Genomic DNA, 20265 nt, shown 5'->3' with positions numbered 1-20265 from the left:
TGTCTCCTCCATTCGCGTCGTTCGTCTTTACTGTTTCGACAGCGCGATGTAGCGCGCGAGATGGTGATCCTCGTCGCCGAGCTGGTGATCGATCATCACGAGGCGCTTCGCGTAGTGCGACAGCGGCAGCTCCCACGTCATCCCGATCCCGCCGTGCAACTGGATGCTCTCCTCGGCGACGAGCGTGCCGATCCGCCCGATGCTGAATTTCGCCGCGGCCAGCGCGCGTTCGCGCACCACCCGCGGCGCATCGAGCTGCGCGGCCGCGTTGATCACGGCCGAGCGCGCCTGCTCGACTTCGAGCAGCAGGTCGGCCATCCGGTGCTGCAGTGCCTGGAAACTGCCGATCGGCAGCCCGAACTGCTTGCGCGTGCGCAGGTACTCGAGCGTGTGCTCCTTCGCGACGTCCATCGCGCCGAGCGCTTCCGCCGACAGCGCGAGCAACCCGTAGCCGAGCACGCGTTCGAGCAACTCGGCGCCCGCTTCGCCGTCGTGCGCGCCGAGCGCCGCATCGGCCGGCAGCACGACGCGCTCGAAGCGCACTTCGGCCGCGCGGCCGCCGTCGATCTTCCGGTAGTCGCGCAGCGACACGCCCGCTGCGTCGGCCGGCACGACGAACAGGCCGATGCCGGCCGCGTCGTCGTCCTGCCCGGACACGCGCGCGCTGACGACGAAGAACGCCGCCTGCGCGGCCTGGTCAACGACACCCTTCGCGCCCGTGAGCACCCAGCCGTCGCCCGAGCGTTCGGCGCGCGTGCGCACGGTCGTCAGTTCGTAGTGCGAGCCCGGCTCGTCATGCGCGAACGCGGCGCTCGCGCTGCCGTCGATCAGCGCGGCGAGCCGCTCGCGATGCGCGTCGCCGCCGGCGAGCGACAGCGCGCGGCCCGCGAGCAGCGCGCCGAGGAACGGCTCGACGACGAGCCCGCGCCCGAGGCATTCGAACACCACGGCGATGTCGAAGCCCGCGCCGCCGAAACCGCCGTCGGCTTCCGCGAACAGCGCGCCGACCGTGCCGAGTTCCGCAAAGCGCTGCCACATCGCGCGGTCGAAGCCCTCGGCCGACTGCGCGATGCGATCGCGCACCGGGAACGCATACTGTTCGGCGATGAAGCGGTTCAACGTGTCCGCCAGCATCCGGCGGTCTTCTGTGTGCTGGAAATCCATCGTCGCGCTCCTCGTTACAGCCCGAGCATCATCTTCGCGATGATGTTCTTCTGGATCTCGTTCGAGCCGCCGAAGATCGACAGCTTCCGGTTGTTGAAATACTGCTGCGCGGCGCTCGCGGCTTCGTCCGGGCCGACCGGCTCGCCGTCGTAGTCGGCATCGAGCGCCTCGTCGACGAACGGCTGTGCATACGGTCCCATCGCGCGCCGCATCAGCGCGGTGATCTCCTGGCGAATCTGCGTGCCGCGGATCTTCAGCATCGAGCTTTCCGCGCCCGGCACCCCGCCGCCCGCGACCGCGGCCAGCACCCGCAGGTTGGTCGTGCGCATGTTCTCGAGTTCGATCTCGACACGCGCGATGCGCGCCGCGAAGAACGGATCGTCCGCGAGCGGCCGGCCGTTCTTCATGACCTTCGCGGCAACGGCACGCAGCCGGTCGAGCGCGGCCGTCGAAAAACCGATTCCGGCGATGTTGGTGCGCTCGTACGTGAGCAGGTATTTCGCGTAGGTCCAGCCGCGGTTCTCTTCGCCGACGAGGTTCTCCGCCGGCACGCGCACGTCGGTGAAGAACACCTCGTTCACTTCGTGCTCGCCGTCGAGCGTGATGATCGGGCGGACCTCGACGCCCGGCGTGTTCATGTCGATCAGCAGGAAGCTGATGCCTTCCTGCTTGCGCACGTCGGTCGCGGTGCGCACGAGGCAGAAGATCATGTTCGCGTAGTGGCCGAGCGTGGTCCATGTCTTCTGGCCGTTCACGATGTAGTGCTCGCCCTGCGCGTCGCGCCCGCGCACCGCGCTCGTCTTCACCGACGCGAGATCGGAGCCGGCGCCCGGCTCCGAATAGCCCTGGCACCACCAGTCGGTGCCGTCGAGAATGCGCGGCAGCCAGCGGCGCTTCTGCGCTTCGTCGCCGTACTTGATCAGCACGGGGCCGAGCATGTTCACGCCGAACGGCACGATGCGCGGCGCACCCGCGAGCGCGCACTCGTTGTCGAACAGGAACTTCTGCGCGACGCTCCAGCCGGGGCCGCCGTACTCGCGCGGCCAGTGGCTCGCGAGCCAGCCGCGCGCGTTGAGTATCGCGTGCCATTCGCGCATGTCGTCGCGCGTGAGATGCAGGCCGCCCTTCACCTTGCGCGCGATGCGCCCGGGCAGTTCGGCTTGCAGGAAGCGCTGCACTTCCGTGCGGAAGGCTTCCTCTTCGGGAGTGAAATTGAGGTCCATCGTCAGTCCGTGGCGAATGCGGTTGGCGTTCAGTCGAGGCGGTTCAGGCTCGCGAAATCCGCGCCGCGCGCGACGAGATCGACGAGCAGCGGCGACGGCTTCCAGAACAGCGGATCTTCCTTCGCGAACGCGCGGATATCGGCGAGCACGTTCGCGAGGCCGACCGTGTCCGCGTAATGCATCGGGCCGCCGCGATAACGCGGGAAGCCGTAGCCGTACAGGAACACCGCATCGACGTCGAGCGGGCGCAGCGCGATCTTCTCGTGCACGACGTTCGCGCCTTCGTTGATCATCGCCGCGAGGTAGCGGCGCATGATCTCGTCGTGGGTGAACGTGCGCGGCGCGATGCCCTTTTTCGCGCGTTCTTCCGCGACGATCGCGTCGACTTCCGGGTCCGGCGTGCCGACGCGCGCGCCGTCCGGATACAGGTAGTAGCCGCGGCCCGTCTTCTGCCCGAACCAGCCGCGCTCGCACAGCCGGTCGGAAATCTCCACGTAGCGCGCGCGCGGGTCGCGCGTCGCCGCGCGGCGCTTGCGGGTCGCCCAGCCGATGTCGCCGCCGGCGAGGTCGACGACCTGGAACGGCCCCATCGGGAAGCCGAATTCGCGCACCGCGCGATCGATCTGGTACGGCGACGCGCCGTCTTCCATCAGGTAGTCGGCCGCCGTGCGATAGACGGCGAGGATCCGGTTGCCGATGAAGCCGTCGCACACGCCGGCGCGCACCGGCGTCTTCTTCAGCTGCTTCGCGAGCGCGAACGCGGTCGCGACCACTTCGGCGCTCACGCGCGCCGGCACGACGATCTCAAGCAGCTTCATCACGTTGGCCGGCGAGAAGAAATGCAGGCCGATCACGTCGGCCGGCCGGTCGATGCTCGCGGCGATCTCGTCGATGTCGAGATACGACGTGTTGGTCGCGAGCACCGCACCCGGCTTGCACGCGCGCGCGAGTTCGGCGAACACGGCCTTTTTCACGGCCATGTCCTCGAACACGGCCTCGATCACGACGTCGGCCTGCGCGAGCGCGTCGTACGACGTGCTGCCCTTGAAACGCGCGAGCCGCGCGGCGTGCGCGGCCGGCGTCATCCGCCCTTTCGCGACGAGGCCGTCGTACACCTTCTCGACGTGCGCGCGGCCGCGTGCGAGCGACGCTTCGTCGCGTTCGATCATCGTCACCGGCAGCCCGGCATCGAGCGCCGCGACCGCGATGCCCGCGCCCATCGTGCCGCCGCCGACCACGCCGATCCGCTCGACCGGCCGCGCGCTCGCGCGACGTGCCTCGGGCACCTTCGCCGCTTCACGCTCCGCGAAGAACGCATGCACGAGGCCCGCGCGCTGCGGGCTGTCGATGCACTGCAGGAACAGGCTGCGTTCGAGCTTCATCCCCGCGTCGAACGACTGCGTGAGCGCGGCCTCGACCGCGTCGACGATCTTCGCGGGCGAGAAAAGGCCACGCGACTTCTTCGGCAACTCGGCGCGCGCCGCGTCGATCGCGGCCTGCGCGGCCGCGCGGTCGGCCAGCCCCTGCGCGTCGCGCGTGCGGCGCACCGGTGCGCCGAGCGACACGAGCTCCTGCGCGTAGGCGAGGCCTTCGGCGAGCGTGTCGTCGCTGTGTGCGACGCGGTCGACGAGGCCGAGCGAGAGCGCTTCGTCCGCGCTCGCGTGGCGGCCCGTCAGCATCAGGTCGAGCGCGGCCTTCGCGCCGATCAGGCGCGGCGCGCGCTGCGTGCCGCCCGCGCCGGGCAGCAGGCCGAGCGTGACTTCGGGCAGCCCGAGCTTCGCGCCGGGCACCGCGAGCCGGTAATGCGCGGCGAGCGCGACTTCGAGGCCGCCGCCGAGCGTCGCGCCATGCAGCGCGACCACGACCGGCTTCGTGCCCGATTCGATCCGCTCGCACACGTCGGGCAGCGACGGCGGCACCGGCGGCTTGCCGAATTCGCGGATATCGGCGCCCGCGATGAAGTTGCGGCCGGCGCCGACGATCAGCACCGCGCGGATCGCGTCGTCGGCCTGCGCGGCGTCGAGCGCATCGGCGAGGCCGCGCCGCACGTCGGCGGACAGCGCGTTGACGGGCGCATGGTCGATCGTGACGACGAGCACCTTGTCGCGCCGCTCGCGCGTGACGGTGCCGGCCGGGCCGGTGGGGGAAGCGGGTGAGTTCATCGTGTCTCCTTGACGCGGCGGCAGGCGCGGCGACGCCGGTTCGTGGCTCGCGGCCACGCGAGCGGCGCCGGGGCGCCTGCCCCGGTCCCGCACGAAGCGGGACAAGATCCGGCCGTACGCCGGGCATGACCTGATTCTCGATTGATCGAGATTCATTGACAATTCCCTCCCGCTTTTACAAGCTGTCAAGTCTGACTTGACACTGAATGCTTCCGAACGTTAAACGGGACGGATCAGGAGACGCGACGCATGGACCTGAACGCGCTGACGCTGCTCGTCGAGATCCTCGACGCCGGCAATCTCAGCAAGGCCGCGCAGCGGCTCAAGATGAGCCGCGCGAACGTCAGCTACCGGCTGAACCAGCTCGAGCGCTCGATCGGCCAGCAGCTCGTGCGGCGCACGACGCGGCGCATCGAGCCGACCGAAATCGGGCTGAAGCTGTACGAGCACGGGCGGCGCATCCGCAACGAACTGCTCGCCGCGCAGGAATCGGTGACGACGCTCGGCCAGGACCTGCAAGGCCGCGTGCGGCTGTCGGTGCCGAGCGGCTACGGGCAGATGGTGATGTCCGACTGGCTGCTCGCGTTCAAGCGGCTGCATCCGGGCATCGTGCTCGACGTCGTGTTCGAGAACCGCGTGGAAGACCTGATGCGCGACGAGATCGACATCGCGGTGCGCGTGATGCCCGAGCCGCCGCAGAACCTCGTCGCGCGCGACATGGGCGCGGTGCGCTACGTCGCGTGCGCATCGGCCGCATTCGCGGCCGAGCACGGGATGCCGGCGAGCCTCGGCGCGTTGTCGGCCTCCCCCGTCGTCACCGCGACGGTGATGGGCCGGCAGCTCAGGATCGCCGCGTATCTCGGCGACGAGCGCCACGAGGTGCTGCTCGAGCCCACGCTGATTTCGGAGAACTTCCTGTTCCTGCGGCAGGCGATCCTCGGCGGGATCGGCGTCGGCATCGTGCCCGACTACGTGGTGCAGGACGACATCCGGCGCGGCACGGTCGTCACGTCGCTCGACGCGTACCGGCTCAGCATCTTCGGCACGCACATGTACATGCTCTACATGCCGAACCGGCACCACACGCGCGCGACGTCGACGTTCATAGAGTTCATCCTCGAACAGGCCGGAAAGACCGGCCGGGGCGGGCCCGGCGCGATGCGTCAGGGTTTCCTGTCGGGTGACAACCCGCCGGCCGCGCGGCGACAATAGCGCGCCGGGGCGGGCAGCCGCGTTGCGCCGGCATCGTCGCCTCCTTCGAATTCACTGCTGCCGAGGGTTCAATGTTCGATCGGATTCGTCCGCATTCGCGCTCCTGGACGCTGCTCGCCGCCGTCGCGCTCGTCGCGTTCAACGCCGGCTGCACGTCCCCGTCCACGCCGCCGTCGGGCGCGGTGGTGCCCGTCGCCGCCGCATCGGGTGCCGCCGTGCCGCTGCCCGGCGTCCATGCGCCCGAGCTGTCGTCCGGCTGGACCGACAAGCCGGGCTGGACCTCGCAGCACTTCATGATCGCGGCCGCGAATCCGCTCGCGACGCAGGCCGGCTACGACATGCTGAAGGCGGGCGGCACCGCGATCGACGCGGCCATCGCGACGCAGATGGTGCTCGCGCTCGTCGAGCCGCAATCGTCGGGAATCGGCGGCGGTGCGTTCCTGCTGTACTTCGACGGCAAGGCGACGCAGGCGTACGACGGCCGCGAGACCGCGCCGGCCGCCGCGACCGACCGCCTGTTCTACGGGCCGACCGGCCAGCCGATGAGCTTCTACGAAGGCGTCGTCGGCGGGCGCTCGGTCGGCACGCCGGGCGTGCTGCGCATGCTCGACGCCGCGCACCGCGCACACGGCAAGCTGCCGTGGCGCCGCCTGTTCCAGCCCGCGATCCGGCTCGCCGAGCACGGCTTCACGATCAGCCCGCGGCTCGCGACGCTGATCGCGAACGACAAGTACCTGAAGAACGACCCGGCTGCGCGTGCGTATTTCTACAACCCGGACGGCACGCCGAAGGCGGCCGGCACGGTGCTGAAGAACCCCGCGCTCGCGACCGTGCTGCGGCAAGTCGCCGACCGCGGCGCGAACGCGTTCTACAGCGGCGCGATCGCGCGCGACATCGTCACGAAGGTGCGCAGGCACCCGACCAACCCGGGCCTGCTGTCGCTCCAGGATCTCGCGCGCTACAAGGCGAAGGTGCGCGCGCCGCTGTGCGCGGATTACCGGCGCTCGGTGGTGTGCGGGATGCCGCCGCCGTCGTCGGGCGGCCTCGCGATCGCGCAGATGCTCGGCATCCTCGAAGCAATGCCCGACTGGCAGCAGATCGGCGCGCAGAAGCCGGTGCGCAACGACGTCGGCTACGAGCCGACGCCGTTCGCCGCGCACCTGTTCAGCGAAGCCGGGCGGCTCGCCTATGCGGACCGCGCGCGTTATGTCGCCGATCCCGATTTCGTGCCGCTGCCGGGCGGCAGCTGGGCGAGCCTCACCGACAAGACCTATCTCGCGCAGCGCGCGCACCTGATCGGCGACAGCAGCATGGGCGTCGCGCAGGCCGGCACGCCGCAGGGCGCGACGCTCGCGATGGCCGACGACCGCAGCCCCGAGTTGCCGTCGACCTCCGACATCGCGATCGTCGACCGCTACGGCCAGGCGCTGTCGATGACGACGAGCATCGAGGATGCGTTCGGATCGCGGCTGATGGTGCGCGGCTTCATGCTCAACAACCAGCTCACCGATTTCTCGTTCGTGTCGAACGACAACGGCCGGCCGGTCGCGAACCGCGTGCAGCCCGGCAAGCGGCCGCGCTCGGCGATGTCGCCGGAACTCGTGTTCGACAAGAAGACGAAACAGGTGACGATGATCGTGGGCTCGGCCGGCGGCCCCGCGATCATCAATCACGTCGCGAAGACGCTGGTCGGCGTGCTCGACTGGGGAATGACGATGCAGCAGGCGATCGCGCTGCCGAACTTCGGGTCGATGAACGGGCCGACGCAACTCGAACGCGGCCGCGCGTCCGATGCGCTCGCCGACGGGCTGAAGGGCCGCGGGCACGACGTGCGGGTGGTCGAGATGAACTCGGGGCTGCAGGGAATCCAGCGGCTGAACGTGCAGGGGCAGACGGTGTGGTTCGGCGGGGCGGATCCGCGACGGGAAGGCGTGGCGATGGGGGAGTGAGTGCGATGAGCGACAACTTCACCTATCTGGTCGATCCGGTGGTTTCGCTCGTTGAAGCGCCCGCCGAGGCACAGCGCATGATCGCGTGGCTGCAGGCGCGCGGAATCGTCGGCGCGGCGACGCGCGTCGGCGACCTGTATCGCGACTGGAGCACGACCTGGGGGCTCAAGGAGAGCGATCTGACGGCCATCGACCGAACCGGTTACCCACCCGGCCCGCTTTATGCGAACGCCTGCGACGCGCGCGCAAATTTGCCGCCGTCCATCCCGAACTGGCTGGAGGTCGACGTGGAACGCCGCATCTTCGATGCAGGCGGGAACGGCCTCGAGATTTTCTGCCCGGCGTGCAACGCGGAGCAGACCGCGCTCGGCGCCGCATGGGGTGACGCGTTTTCCGACTGGTTCGAGGGTGACGATGCGGCTCCGCTCGTATGCGGCGCGTGCGGCCATCGGCAACCCGTCACGCAATGGCGCTACGATCCGCCGTGGGCCTTCGGCCATCTCGGCTTCAATTTCCAGAACTGGCTGCTGAGCGATGCGTTCATCGCCGAATTCACCGCCGCGTACGGCCAGCCGCTGACGGTCGTGCACCAGCACATCTGAGCGCCCTGCGCGCTGCGTCAACCGCGCCCCTTCCAGGGCACCACCCGCCGCTCGACCCACCGCATCGCGAGATCGAACAGCCATGCGATCGCGCCGATGAGCAGGATGCCCATCACGACGATATCGGTGCGCAGGAAGCTCGATGCGTTGAGCACCATCTGCCCGAGCCCGGCCGTCGCGGCGACCATCTCGGCCGCGACGAGCGTCGTCCAGCCGAACCCGATCGCGATCCGCAGCCCCGTGAGGATTTCCGGCAGCGCGGCCGGCAGCACCACGTGGCGCACGATCTGCGCGAAGCTGCCGCCGAGCGAATACGCGGCGTTGATCTGCTCGACGGTTGCCGCGCGCACGCCGGCGCGGGCAGCCATCGCGATCGGCGCGAAGCATGCGAGGAAGATCACGACGAGCTTCGCGGTTTCGTCGATGCCGAACCAGATCACGACGAGCGGCAGATACGCGAGCGGCGGCAGCGGCCGGTAGAACTCCAGCAACGGATCGAGCACGCCGCGCGCGATGCGGCTTACGCCCATCAGGATGCCGGCCGGCACGCCGATCGCGGTCGCGAGCGCGAACGCACCGAACACGCGCGCGGCGCTCCACAGCAGATGGTCGGACAACGGCAGGCCGCCCTGGATACGGCCGTGCCACGCATCGACGAACGCGGTCCACACGGCCTCCGGCGCGGGCAGGAACAGCGGCGGCAGCCACTGGCGATGGGTGGCGACCCACCACAGCAGTGCCAGTACCGCGACCGTCGCCGCGCTCAGCCCGGCAGTCTTCCCCTGCCCCGGCAACCGGTAGCGATGCGATGCGCGAGCCGGACGCGCCGCGTGACGCCGTTGCGTCGCGCGTTGATCCTGCCCGGGCTCCGCGGCCGTGCGATCGGCCGCCCAAGAATCCTGCGTGCTCATGCTGTCCTGCCTGTGCAAGGTACTGATCCGACCGCGTCCGACCGACGCGCCCTGTCGCGCGAGTTCGTGCATCACGCCGCCGCCTCGGCGGCCTCGTCGCGATGCAGGTACGCGATCAGCCGTTCGCGCCATGCGATGAAATCCGGTGACGACTTCACCGCGCGCGCATCGCGCGATTCGACGTAGCGGCGCGCGAACGGCAGTTCGAAGGTTTCCGCGATCCGGCCGGGGCCGGGCGTCATCACGACGAGACGCGTCGCGAGGAACAGCGCCTCCTCGACGTCGTGCGTAATGAAGAACACCGTCTTGCCGGTGCGCGCCCATACGTCGAGCACGAGCGCCTGCATCGTGCCGCGCGTCATCGCGTCGAGCGCGCCCATCGGCTCGTCCATCAGCAGCACGCGCGGATCGCTCGCGAGCGCGCGCGCGATGCCGACGCGCTGCTGCATCCCGCCCGACAGCTCGTACACGCGCGCATGCGCATGCCTGTCGAGCCCGACGAGCGCAAGCATCTCCCGCGCCCGCGCTTCGCGTTCGGCCTTCGACACACGTGCGAAGCGCAACCCGAGCGCGACGTTGTCGACCACGTCGAGCCACGGCAGCAGCGCGTATTTCTGGAACACGACACCACGATCCGCGCCGGGGCCCGTGACCGGCACGCCGTCGACGCGCACGTCGCCGGTCGTCGGCGCGACGAAGCCGGCCATGCAGTTCAGCAGCGTCGTCTTGCCGCAGCCGGACGCGCCGAGCGCGACGACGAATTCACCGGCCTCGATGCGCAGGTCGACGCGCGCGAGCGCCTGCGTCGTCGGCCGGCCGCGTTCGCCCGGATAGTCGACCGATACCTGACGGACTTCCAGCGTGCTCATGTTCAGGACTCCGCGACGAGTGGGTTGGGTCGCCGCACTCAGCGCGCGGCCTTCTGCACGAACTGCGGATCGACGCCGGCCGAATAGTCGGCGAGCACCGTCTGGATCGTGCCTTGCGATTTGAGGAACGTGGCGGTGGCCGCGAGCGATTTCGCGGCGCCCGACTGCGCACCGCCGCCGAGCCACGTCGGCGACGCCTGCTCGGCCGGCGTCGGGAACGCGTAGAGCGCGAGGCTGGCCGGTACGTCCTGCGCGTTCGCGCCCGACACCTTCGCGACCGCCGCGACCTGCGGCGAGCCGACCTTCCACGCGGCAGCGTGCGCGCGATAGTCGGCATCGGCGGCCGCGAGCACCTTCACGAAGCGCGTGACGAACTCGGGGTTCTCGCGCGCGAACTTGCGGCTCACGACGAAGCCGTCGAAGGTCGCCTTGCCGCTTTCCTTCGCCACCTGGCCCGACGTCGTGAGCACGGTGCCCGACTGCTTGACCTTCGCGAGCACCGGATCCCAGATGTAGGTCGCGTCGATGTCGCCGCGCGCCCACGCCGCCGCGACTTCGGGCGGACGCAGGTTGACGATCTTCACGTCGTTCGGATTGACGCCCGCGGCCTGCAGCGCGACGAGCGTATGGAAATGCGACGTCGACACGAACGGCACGCCGATCTTCTTGCCCTTCAGCGCGGCGATGCTGGTGACGCCCGAACCGTTGCGCGCGACGAGCGCCTCGGCGTCGTTGATGTTGTCGAGCACCCAGAACAGCGAGATGTCGAGCCCCTGCGACAGCCCGGCCGCGATCGGGCTCGAGCCGGCTTCGCCGAGCTGCACGGAGCCCGATGCGAGCGCGCGGATCACGTCGGCGCCGCTGTCGAGCTTGCGGAACGTGACCTTGTAGCCGGTCGCCTTTTCGACTTCACCGCTCGCCTGCGCATAGCGCCACGGCACGACCATGTCCTGGTACGCGATCACGACTTCGCGCGATTCGGCGTGCGCCGCGCCCAGCGCGGCAAAGGCGGTCAGCGCGACGACGGCGCGGCGGATGAAGCTGAAACGGGACATGCGGCTCTCCTTCGAATGCGGGCATTGCTGCGGGAGAGCCGACTATAGGAGCTTTGCGCGCGGCGGGAGCGAACTTATCCTGCGAAGCTATCGATGCCGTTTCAGCTTTGCTTTCCATGCTTGACCGGATTGCGTGTCCGGTCGGGTGACGATTGCCGTGCGAATGCGCGGGCGGCGGCCGCACCAACGAAAAAGCCCGCATCGCTGCGGGCTTTTTTCTGGCTCGTCAGAGGACGACGAAGCAAGGCGGCTCAGACCACCCCTGCCCCATGCGCCTGCAGGTCGGCGTGATAGCTCGACCGCACCATCGCGCCGACGGCCGCGTGCGTGAAGCCCATCTTGTACGCCTCTTCCTCGTACATCTTGAACGTATCGGGATGCACGTACGCGCGCACCGGCAGGTGGTGCTCGGACGGCTGCAGGTACTGGCCGATCGTCAGCATGTCGACGTCGTGCGCGCGCAGGTCGCGCATCACCTGCAGGATTTCCTCTTCGGTCTCGCCGAGGCCGACCATCAGGCCCGACTTCGTCGCGACGTCCGGATGCAGCGCCTTGAAGTCCTTCAGGAGCTTCAGCGAGTGCGCGTAGTCCGAACCCGGGCGCGCTTCCTTGTACAGGCGCGGCACCGTTTCGAGGTTGTGGTTCATCACGTCCGGCGGCGCGGCATTCAGGATCGAGATCGCACGGTCGAGACGGCCGCGGAAGTCCGGCGTCAGGATCTCGATGCGCGTGTCCGGCGACTGCGCGCGCGTTTCGCGGATGCATTCGACGAAGTGGGCGGCGCCGCCGTCGCGCAGGTCGTCGCGGTCGACGCTCGTGATCACCACGTACTTGAGCTTCAGCGCCGCGATCGTGCGCGCGAGGTTCTTCGGTTCATCCGCGTCGAGCGGGTCGGGACGGCCGTGGCCGACGTCGCAGAACGGGCAGCGGCGCGTGCACTTGTCGCCCATGATCATGAACGTTGCGGTGCCCTTGCCGAAGCATTCGCCGATGTTCGGGCAGCTCGCTTCCTCGCACACCGTATGCAGGTTGTGCTCGCGCAGGATCGTCTTGATCTCGTTGAAGCGCGAGCTGCCGGTGGCCGCCTTCACGCGGATCCACTCGGGCTTCTTCAGCTTTTCGATCGGAATGACCTTGATCGGGATGCGCGCCGTCTTCGCCTGCGCCTTCTGCTTGGCGGTCGGATCGTAGGCAGGGGTCGCGGCCGGATCGGCCGGTGCGGGGGAAGCGGTAACGTCAGTCATTCGAATGTTGTTCCAGTGCCTGCGGCTTGTCGGCGGCCGCGGATGCGCCGTCGAGGTTGGCGATCAGACGGCGCACCAGCGTATGGGCGACGTCGTTCCAGTCGGCGGCAACCTCGAGGCTCGCCATGTCGACAGTTTCCAGTCCGGCATAGCCGCACGGGTTGATCGCAAGAAACGGGCGCAGATCCATCTTCACGTTCAGGCTCAGCCCGTGATAGCTGCAGCCGTTGCGGATCTTCAGGCCGAGGGCCGCGATTTTCGCGCCCTCGTGCACGCCGGATGCCACGTAGATCCCGGGCGCGCCCGCCTTGCGGACCGAAGCGAGATTATACGCCGCGAGGGTTTCGATCACGGCCTCCTCGATCTTCGTCACGAGCGTGCGCACCATCAGCTTGCGCCGGCGCAGGTCCAGCAGCAGGTAGGCGACGATTTGGCCGGGGCCGTGGTAGGTGATCTGCCCGCCGCGGTCGACCTTCACGAGCGGCACGCCGCTGTCGGCCACCAGCAGGTGGGCCGGGTCGCCGGCCTGGCCGAGCGTGTAGACGGGCGGGTGCTCGACCAGCCAGATCTCGTCGCCGGTATCGGCCGTGCGCGTGTCGGTGAACGCGCGCATCGCGTCGAAGCTCGTCTCGTAGGTCTCGACGCCCCGCCACCGCACGGTGACCGGCGGGGCCGGCTGATCCGGGGACCCGGCGGGCGATGCGGAAACGGCAACAGGCGTGGACACGATGGAAACCGGCGAAACGGACATGGGCGGTAGTTTACCGAAAACCCGTCGGTCTCGCCGGCCTCGGAGGGGGGACGGATCGCCGGTATCCGTCGGAGGAAATGATGGTCAGACGGTGCGCCATCCGTCGTGGAGCAGCGCGCTCACGCGTTCGCGCAGCCGTGCCAGCCCGCCGAGCGCGACTTCCCGGGGCGGCCGCGACACCGAGAACGCCACGCGCGCGCCCTCCCGGCCTTCCGCGCTGAGCCACAGCCGCTCGCCGCGGCGCAGCTTCAGCGTCTCGCCGTCGACCAGGAAGTAATCGTCGACGTCGTTGCTGCGCGTCGCCCACACCGGCCCGCACTGCACCACCAGCCGCGTGCTGCGCTGTACCTTCAACGGCACGGTTTCGCCCACCGGGATTTCGAACGTGATGCTTGAAGAAATTTCTTGCATGATCGACTCCGCCAATACGTGCTTCGATGGCTACAATCGTAGTCACTTCAAGGCGTCCGACAAAACGACCAATTTTCACGTCGATGTGAGGAAAATTAGCAAATGGACCTCCGCCAGCTGCCTGCGCTGAACGCGATTCGCGCGTTCGAAGCCGCCGCCCGTCACGAGAATTTCTCGCGCGCCGCCGACGAGCTGTACGTCACGCACGGCGCGGTCAGCCACCAGGTGCGCGCGCTCGAGGAAGAGCTCGGCGTGCAGCTGTTCACGCGCAACGGCAAGCGGCTGTGCCTGACCGACGCCGGCATGCGCTATGCGCAGCAGATCCGCACCGCGCTGATGGTCATCGCCGACGCGACACGCGACGTGCGCGCGAGCGACCGCGACCGGCGGCTCGTGGTGTCGATGCTGTCGTCGTTCGCCGCGCGCTTCATCACGCCGCGCATCGGCTCGTTCATCGAACGGCATCCGGAAATCGACGTCGAGCTGCAGTCGACGAACTCGCTCACCGATTTCGCGCGCGACGATGTCGATCTCGCGATCCGCTTCGGCCACGGCAGTTATCCGGGGCTGCATGTCGAGGCGCTGTTCGACGAAGTGTTCTTTCCGGCATGCGCGCCGACGCTGAACGGCGGCAAGCTGCCGCAAACGCCCGCCGATCTCGTGCACTACAACCTGCTGCGCTCGGACGACGAGCTGTGGCGGCCGTGGTTCGACGCGGCCGGACTCAAGACGCTGACCGAGCCGAAACGGGGAATTCTGTACCAGGATTCGTCGAACCTGCTGCTGGCCGCGATCGACGGCCAGGGCATCGCGCTCGTGCGCCGCTCGCTCGCGGTGCACGACCTGCTCGACGGGCGCATCGTGCGCCTGTTCGACATCGACGGGCCGAGCCCGTGGCACTATTTTTTCGTGTGTCCGCCGCCGCTGCTGAACACGCCGCGCGTGCAGGCGTTCAGGACCTGGCTGTTCGAGGAAGTCGCCGAATACAAGCGGCTGTGCGACGAGCTGGACGCGCGGCGCGCGGCGGGGAAGACCCCCGCCGAGTGCGCGCAGGAAGGAGGATGGAAGGCGCTTAAAGTACGACCTTGACCATCGGATGGCCGGTCAGTGCGCGGTAGATGTTGTCGAGCTGTTCCTGGCTGGTCGCCCGCACGGTGATCGTGAGGCCCGTGTAATTGCCGCCGCTCGACGCGCGCTCCTCGATCTTCTCGACGTCGATCTCGTTGTCGTGAACGGCCACGACCTTGAAGATCGTGTCCTTGAACTCGGGGTGCGCCTTGCCCATGATCTTGATCGGGAAATCGCACGGAAACTCCAGCAGCGACTCCTTCCGGGTATCGATCGCGCCGGTCACCTCGATGGTTTTGGTCGGTTCGCTCATCATTTTCTCCGGGTTAGGTCAAACTGTTCAAACTCGCGCGCCTTCGCACGCTGGTACGCGTCATACAACGCCGCGAATACGGGGCCCGGCTTGCCGCCATGGACGGGCAGATCGTCGAGCGACGTGACGGGCAGCACTTCCTTCGTGGCCGACGTGATCATGATCTCGTCGGCCGCGCGCAATTCCACTTCGCTGATCTCGCGCGCGACGAACGGGATCCTGCATTCGTCGGCCAGCTCCTCGATCAGCGCGTAGCGGATCCCTTCGAGGATCTTGTTGCTGCGCGGCGGCGCGAGCAGCTCGCCGTTCTTCACGATCCACACGTTCGACGACGAACCTTCCGTCAGGTTGCCGTCGCGCAGCTGCAGCGTCTCGAACGCATCGCGTTCGGCCGCATGCTGCGCCATCAGCACGTTGCCGAGCAGCGAGATCGACTTGATGTCGCAATGCAGCCAGCGGCGGTCCTCGGCCGTCACGCAGCGCACGCCCTGCGCGCGTTCGTCGGCGGACGGCAGGCGCAGCGGGCTCGTCATCACGAACACCGTCGGCACCGCGTTCGCGGGGAACGCGTGGCCGCGCTTCGCGACGCCGCGCGTCACCTGCAGGTAGACGAGCGCGTTGCCGCCGCCGAGCCCTTCGGCATTCGCCGCGACGACGCGCTCGATCAGCGCGCGCCAGCCCGCGTCGTCGTGCGGGCTGGCAATGCCGATCTTCTTCAGGCTGCGCTCGAGCCGCGCCAGATGCTGCTCGATCCGGAACGGCACGTGCGCGCCGTCGTGCGCATAAACGGGCACCACTTCATACACGCCGTCGCCGAAGATGAACCCGCGGTCGAGCACCGGTACACGGGCTTCCGACAGCGGCACCATTTCCTCCTGCGACGACACGCTGAGGTAGACGATCGGTTCGAATTCGGCTTGGCTCATGGTTATGACAGATGGGGATGAAGTCGTGAAAACAAAGGCCCGTCGTGCTTACTTCTTCTTGCTGAACATCAGCAGGATCGAGTCCCAGATACGCCCGAAGATACCCGCTTCCGGCACGGCCTGCAGTGCGACGACCGGGAATTCGGACAGCGTCTTGCCGTCGGCGACGATCTTCACGGTGCCGACCTGCTGGCCTGCCGCGAGCGGCGCGATCAGCGGCGCGTTGACGTCGACTTCCGTCTTGACCTTGTCGCCGAGGCCGCGCGGCACGGTCGCCCACTGGTCGCCCTTCACGCCCACCTGCACGGTGTTTTCCTTGCCCTTGTAGATGCGCGGCGTCGACATCGCCTGGCCGCCCTTGAACAGGCGCACCGAATCGAACGCGCTGTAGCCGTAGTTCAGCATCTTCATGCTGTCCTGCGTGCGCTCGCTTTCCTTCTGCTCGCCCATCATCACCGACACCAGGCGGCGCTGGCCGTCCACGCCCGGGATCGCGCGCTTCGCCGACGCGATCAGGCAGTAGCCGGCCGCCTGCGTATGGCCCGTCTTCAGACCGTCGACCGTCGGATCCAGCCACAGCAGGCGGTTGCGGTTGCCCTGGCGGATGTTGTTGTACTTGAATTCCTTCTCCGAGAAGATGCTGTAGTACTGCGGAAAATCGCGGATCAGGTGCGCGGACAGCTTCGCGAGGTCGCCGGCCGTCGTGTAGTGGTTCGGGTCGGGCATGCCGTTCACGTCGGCGAAGTGCGTGCCCTTCATGCCGAGGCGCGCCGCCTCGTCGTTCATCATCGTGACGAACTGCCCTTCGCTGCCGCCGACCAGTTCGGCCAGCGCGATCGCGGCGTCGTTGCCCGACTGGATGATCATCCCGTACACGAGGTCGTGCACCGACACCGGCTTGTTCGCCTCGATGAACATGCGCGACTCGTCGCGGCCGACGCGGCGCACGGCTTCGCTCGGCGTGACGATCTGCTCCATCGAGATCTTCTTCTTGTCGAGCGCCTCGAACACGAGGTACGCCGTCATCAGCTTCGTCAGCGATGCGGGCTCGACGCGTTCATCGGCATTGCCCGACGCGAGCACCGTGTTGCTGGTCGCATCGACGAGCACCCACGAGCGCGCATTCACGCCCGGCGGCGGCACCGCGCCCGGCATGTAGGTCGCGGGCGCGCCGGTGAACTGCTCGGCGGCCGGCGCCGCATGCGCGGCCTTGGCCTTGGCGGCCGGCTTGGCCTCGGCGACGACGATCGTCGACGCGAGCGCGACAGGCAGCATCACGCCGAGCGCGACGTTGCGCGCGGCGGTGCCGAAGGCGATGGAGGAAGCGAGGGACTTGAGGCCTTGGGAAGACAGACGCATGATCGATTCAGGCTGATGGCAGAAAGTGCGGTGCGAAACGCGCAGGGTTGAACGGCAAGGCGGCGGGCGTTTCGGGCACTCGCCCGAAATCGTCGGGCGACGCGAAACGCGCCGGTTGGACTCGTGCGGGCGCGTTCGGTTCGCGGCCGTCGCGAGCGGGCGGACAGGCGGCGAAACGAGCGCCGCATGAGCCCAGCCGGGCCGCGGGCGACGCGGAATCCGGCCATTATACGTGGCCGCGCAGCGCGTTTTCGCGAACCTGGCGCAGGATCGCCGTCCATCTTCATCGGGCGCGGGGTGCCGGCAAGCTGCGCGTCATCGCACGCGAAGGTGTGCGAAAGGTGTGCGCAGGCGAAGGAGAAGTCGGGTCGCGCCGCACGCCGCGGCGCGATGTCGCGAGAAGGGAAACGCGCATCCGGCGCCGGCCGGAGCAAGTGCATGCAACACCGCGCGGGCCGCCGGCGTCGCGCCGGCCTCCCGCGTGCCGGCTAGCGCCAGGCGTCGACGATGATGCGTTTGAGCACGTGCAGCTTGCGATGCAGGAAATGCTCGGCGCCGGGGATCACGACGACCGGCAGTTCCTGCGGCCGCGCCCAGTCGTACACCGACGCGATCGGCACCGTGTCGTCGGTTTCGCCGTGGATCACGAGCGTGTTCTCGGGCACGTCGGCCACCTGCCAGCGGCTCGCTGCCGTGCCGACGAACACCATCCGTTCGATCGTCTCGCCCGCGTCGCGCAGCCGCTTCGCGACGTGCGACAGCACGAAGGTGCCGAACGAGAAGCCCGCGAGCACGAGCGGCAGGTCCGCATACGCGGGCTGCGCGCGCATGTGCGCGAGCACCGCGAGCAGGTCGTCGGCCTCGCCGGTGCCGTTGTCGTGCACGCCTTCGGTCGCGCCGACGCCGCGGAAGTTCGACCGGAACACGACGTAGTTCAACTGCACAAGCGTGCGCGCGAGCGTTTGCGCGACCTTGTTGTCCATCGTGCCGCCGAACAGCGGATGCGGATGCGCGACGAGCGCGATGCCGCGCGGCGCGGCGCCGCCTTCGCGCACGGCATCGGGGAGGTCGACCGCGATTTCGATCTGCCCGACCGGGCCCGCGATCAGCGATTTCTGCGTATGAACGTTCATTCGGCCGGCCCGCTCAGATCTTCAGGCGGTCGACGACCTTGCCGTCGCGCAGGTGCGATTCGACGATCTCGTCGATGTCGGCCTGGTCGACGTACGTGTACCACGTGCCTTCCGGATACACGACCATCACCGGCCCTTCCTCGCAGCGGTCGAGGCAGCCGGCCTTGTTGATGCGAACCTTGCCGGGCCCCGCGAGGCCGAGCTCCTTCACGCGCTTTTTCGCGTATTCCTGCATGGTCTGAGCGTCGCATTGCGCGCAGCTCGGGCGTTCGGCGCCCGGTTCGCGCTGGTTCAGGCAGAAGAAGACGTGGTGCTGGTAGTAGGAATCCATGGTGATGGCGAGCTGCCCGGCGCAAGGCCGTGCGGAAAAAGGAGCGGTTGCCGCTGCGCGGGGCAACGGGCGTGTAGCGTTCGGTGCCCGGCGGCGCTTGAGTGCCAGCGGATTCGTGCTCGTGGCGACGCGCGAACCGCAGCGATGCCTGGTGGTATCGCGAGGATTTGCAACGCGGCCACGGGTGCGAAGGCGCCGCACACACGTGCCGATCGGTGCCGAACACTGCACTCGTGCGGACGATTATAACGAGGGGCGCACGCCGCTGCCCGCGGTACCGCCGCGGCCGTCGCGGCGCAACCGTCGCAGCCTTCGCGTCAGCGGCGCAGCACGGCCGGCAGCCATGCGTGCTCGACGCGCTGGCCGAGCCAGATCAGCGCCGCGTAGGGCCAGATCCACGCGAGCCAGCGTGCGAGGCTGTTGAAGTGCACGTAACGGCCCTGCCGCCAGCCCGACAGCGTGAAGTCGAAGAACGGGTTGACGGGCAGCAGGTTCACGAGCGCCACGCCGGCCAGCAGCGCGAGCGCAGCCAGTGTCGCGCGCCACGTCGCCGGCACGTGCAGCGCGACGAGCGCGGCCGCGAAGCCGAGCTCGATCCCGAGGCGCGCGCCGGGCGTCGCCCACACGACGACGAGGCCGGTGGCCGACTGCATGAAGGTCGCGGCCGCCTTCAGCACGAGCGTCGCGGCGACGAGCGCGATCAGCAGCCGGATGCGCGGTGCGCGCGGCCGCATCGCGAGCGACGCGATCGCCAGCGCGGCGAACAGCATCAGGCCGCCGAGCGCGGCCTCCCACGCGGAGTCGGACAGCCAGCCGTCGACGCGCTCGGGCCATTCGCCCACGCGCCACGCGGCCGGCAGCCATGCGAGCAGCGTGTCCTGCATCGACGCGTCGGCACGCTCCCACAGCGCGGCCGGCCAGTCGCCGATACCGAACAGGAACGGCGACGGGAACAGGACCGCGAACGGCCACAGCCCGGCGAGCAGCAGCGGCGTCGCACCGTCGTCCTCGAACCACGCGAAGCGCAGCCGGCGCAGCGCGCCGCGATCGAGCAGCGCACCGGTGGCCGGCGCGACGAGCGCCGCCCCCAGCAGCGCGCCGAGCGCGTTGGCCGCGAGATCGAGATTCGACGCGACGCGCGTCGGCAGGTAGGTTTGCAGCGCTTCCATCGCGCCCGACAGCAGCACGCCGAGCCCGGCCGCGATCAGCGTCGCGGCCACGCCGCGCCAGCGCGGGTGCAGCGCGAGCACGCCGAGCGCGCCGAACGGCAGGTAGCCGAGCACGTTCGTGACGACGTCGAATGCGGTCACGTAGCGCTGCATCGGCGCGAACAGGTAGTCGAACGGCCCGATGCCGAGCGACACCCAGCCTGCGAACGGATACAGCGACGCGTAGACGATGAGTGCCGCGTAGGCGGCAAAGGCCTGCCGCGCGAGCGGCGATGCGCGAGGCGTGCCGGTCGCGCTCATCGCGGCTGCGCGGCACGCGTCACGGCGTGCCCGCGTACGCCTGGATGCCGACCCATGCGGCGATCTGCGACACGAGCTCGTTGCTCGCCGCCGCGAGCGCGCGGGCGCCGCCC

The 20265-nt window shown here is 68.8% G+C and carries 19 protein-coding genes and 1 pseudogene; 4 read left to right on the top strand and 16 right to left on the bottom strand.

What is annotated here, in order from left to right; genetic code table 11:
• Nucleotides 1-27: 27 nt before the first annotated feature.
• The 3 genes from L810_RS03805 to L810_RS03795 are packed head-to-tail and all read right to left on the bottom strand — an operon-like array spanning nt 28 to nt 4549.
• Nucleotides 28-1164, bottom strand: a complete 1137-nt coding sequence (locus L810_RS03805) for an acyl-CoA dehydrogenase family protein (RefSeq protein WP_021157045.1) — start codon at nt 1162-1164, stop codon at nt 28-30.
• Between the two features lie 14 nt (nt 1165-1178).
• Nucleotides 1179-2387 carry an acyl-CoA dehydrogenase family protein gene (locus L810_RS03800; protein WP_021157044.1) on the bottom strand — a complete coding sequence of 403 codons (1209 nt, stop codon included), beginning with the start codon at nt 2385-2387 and terminating at the stop codon, nt 1179-1181.
• A gap of 29 nt (nt 2388-2416) precedes the next feature.
• Nucleotides 2417-4549 (bottom strand): 3-hydroxyacyl-CoA dehydrogenase NAD-binding domain-containing protein, encoded by a 2133-nt coding sequence (locus tag L810_RS03795; RefSeq protein WP_042973092.1) that lies wholly within the window; start codon nt 4547-4549, stop codon nt 2417-2419.
• Between the two features lie 249 nt (nt 4550-4798).
• On the opposite strand from L810_RS03795, the gene L810_RS03790 reads away from it, so the two are divergent.
• From L810_RS03790 to L810_RS43870, 3 genes are all read left to right on the top strand, one after another.
• Nucleotides 4799-5761: a LysR family transcriptional regulator gene (locus L810_RS03790; protein WP_021157042.1), complete on the top strand. Its 963-nt coding sequence runs from the start codon at nt 4799-4801 to the stop codon at nt 5759-5761.
• Between the two features lie 71 nt (nt 5762-5832).
• Nucleotides 5833-7710: a gamma-glutamyltransferase gene (ggt, locus tag L810_RS03785; RefSeq protein WP_021157041.1), complete on the top strand. Its 1878-nt coding sequence runs from the start codon at nt 5833-5835 to the stop codon at nt 7708-7710.
• 5 nt (nt 7711-7715) lie between these two features.
• Nucleotides 7716-8312, top strand: coding sequence for a hypothetical protein (locus tag L810_RS43870; RefSeq protein ID WP_021157040.1), 597 nt, complete (start codon nt 7716-7718; stop codon nt 8310-8312).
• A 17-nt stretch (nt 8313-8329) separates the two neighbouring features.
• Here L810_RS43870 and L810_RS03775 read toward each other — a convergent pair whose 3' ends face one another.
• The 6 genes from L810_RS03775 to L810_RS03750 form a co-directional block, all read right to left on the bottom strand.
• On the bottom strand, nt 8330-9295 hold the full coding sequence (locus L810_RS03775; protein ID WP_042973085.1) for an ABC transporter permease subunit: 966 nt from the start codon (nt 9293-9295) through the stop codon (nt 8330-8332).
• Nucleotides 9295-10092, bottom strand: coding sequence for a taurine ABC transporter ATP-binding protein (locus L810_RS03770; protein WP_021157038.1), 798 nt, complete (start codon nt 10090-10092; stop codon nt 9295-9297). The genes L810_RS03775 and L810_RS03770 overlap by 1 nt, the downstream gene beginning before the upstream one ends.
• A 38-nt stretch (nt 10093-10130) precedes the next feature.
• Nucleotides 10131-11147, bottom strand: a complete 1017-nt coding sequence (gene tauA, locus L810_RS03765) for a taurine ABC transporter substrate-binding protein (protein ID WP_021157037.1) — start codon at nt 11145-11147, stop codon at nt 10131-10133.
• Between the two features lie 251 nt (nt 11148-11398).
• A complete protein-coding gene (gene lipA / locus L810_RS03760) occupies nt 11399-12391 on the bottom strand; it encodes a lipoyl synthase (RefSeq protein WP_011886137.1) in 993 nt (330 codons plus the stop codon).
• Nucleotides 12384-13142, bottom strand: a complete 759-nt coding sequence (gene lipB / locus L810_RS03755; protein ID WP_021157036.1) for a lipoyl(octanoyl) transferase LipB — start codon at nt 13140-13142, stop codon at nt 12384-12386. The genes lipA and lipB overlap by 8 nt, the downstream gene beginning before the upstream one ends.
• An 84-nt stretch (nt 13143-13226) precedes the next feature.
• Nucleotides 13227-13553, bottom strand: a complete 327-nt coding sequence (locus tag L810_RS03750; protein WP_021157035.1) for a DUF2917 domain-containing protein — start codon at nt 13551-13553, stop codon at nt 13227-13229.
• 102 nt (nt 13554-13655) lie between these two features.
• Here L810_RS03750 and L810_RS03745 point away from each other — a divergent pair, with 102 nt between their 5' ends.
• Nucleotides 13656-14642 carry a transcriptional regulator GcvA gene (locus tag L810_RS03745; RefSeq protein ID WP_021157034.1) on the top strand — a complete coding sequence of 329 codons (987 nt, stop codon included), beginning with the start codon at nt 13656-13658 and terminating at the stop codon, nt 14640-14642.
• Here L810_RS03745 and L810_RS03740 read toward each other — a convergent pair.
• The 7 genes and pseudogenes from L810_RS03740 to L810_RS46870 form a co-directional block, all read right to left on the bottom strand.
• The gene (locus tag L810_RS03740; RefSeq protein WP_011353335.1) at nt 14626-14934 is read right to left on the bottom strand and encodes an HP0495 family protein; all 309 of its coding nucleotides are present in this window, start codon (nt 14932-14934) and stop codon (nt 14626-14628) included. The genes L810_RS03745 and L810_RS03740 overlap by 17 nt on opposite strands.
• Nucleotides 14934-15860, bottom strand: coding sequence for a D-amino acid aminotransferase (locus L810_RS03735; RefSeq protein WP_021157032.1), 927 nt, complete (start codon nt 15858-15860; stop codon nt 14934-14936). The genes L810_RS03740 and L810_RS03735 overlap by 1 nt, the downstream gene beginning before the upstream one ends.
• A gap of 48 nt (nt 15861-15908) precedes the next feature.
• Nucleotides 15909-17219 carry a D-alanyl-D-alanine carboxypeptidase family protein gene (locus L810_RS03730; RefSeq protein WP_021157031.1) on the bottom strand — a complete coding sequence of 437 codons (1311 nt, stop codon included), beginning with the start codon at nt 17217-17219 and terminating at the stop codon, nt 15909-15911.
• A gap of 488 nt (nt 17220-17707) precedes the next feature.
• Entirely contained in the window at nt 17708-18352 is a 645-nt protein-coding gene (locus tag L810_RS03725) for an alpha/beta hydrolase (RefSeq protein ID WP_021157030.1), read from the bottom strand.
• A gap of 13 nt (nt 18353-18365) precedes the next feature.
• The gene (locus L810_RS03720; RefSeq protein ID WP_011694422.1) at nt 18366-18683 is read right to left on the bottom strand and encodes a (2Fe-2S) ferredoxin domain-containing protein; all 318 of its coding nucleotides are present in this window, start codon (nt 18681-18683) and stop codon (nt 18366-18368) included.
• A 317-nt stretch (nt 18684-19000) separates the two neighbouring features.
• Nucleotides 19001-20152: a VanZ family protein gene (locus L810_RS03715; protein WP_021157029.1), complete on the bottom strand. Its 1152-nt coding sequence runs from the start codon at nt 20150-20152 to the stop codon at nt 19001-19003.
• Nucleotides 20153-20171: 19 nt separating this feature from the next.
• Nucleotides 20172-20265 (bottom strand): annotated as a pseudogene (locus L810_RS46870) (ABC-type transport auxiliary lipoprotein family protein); the annotation flags it as partial.

Origin of the sequence: Burkholderia sp. AU4i, from assembly GCF_000466765.1 — a bacterium.
In the GTDB taxonomy this organism is placed as follows: domain Bacteria; phylum Pseudomonadota; class Gammaproteobacteria; order Burkholderiales; family Burkholderiaceae; genus Burkholderia; species Burkholderia cepacia.
Note: the sequence above shows the minus strand (reverse complement) of the source record. Positions and strands in the feature narration are given on the sequence as shown.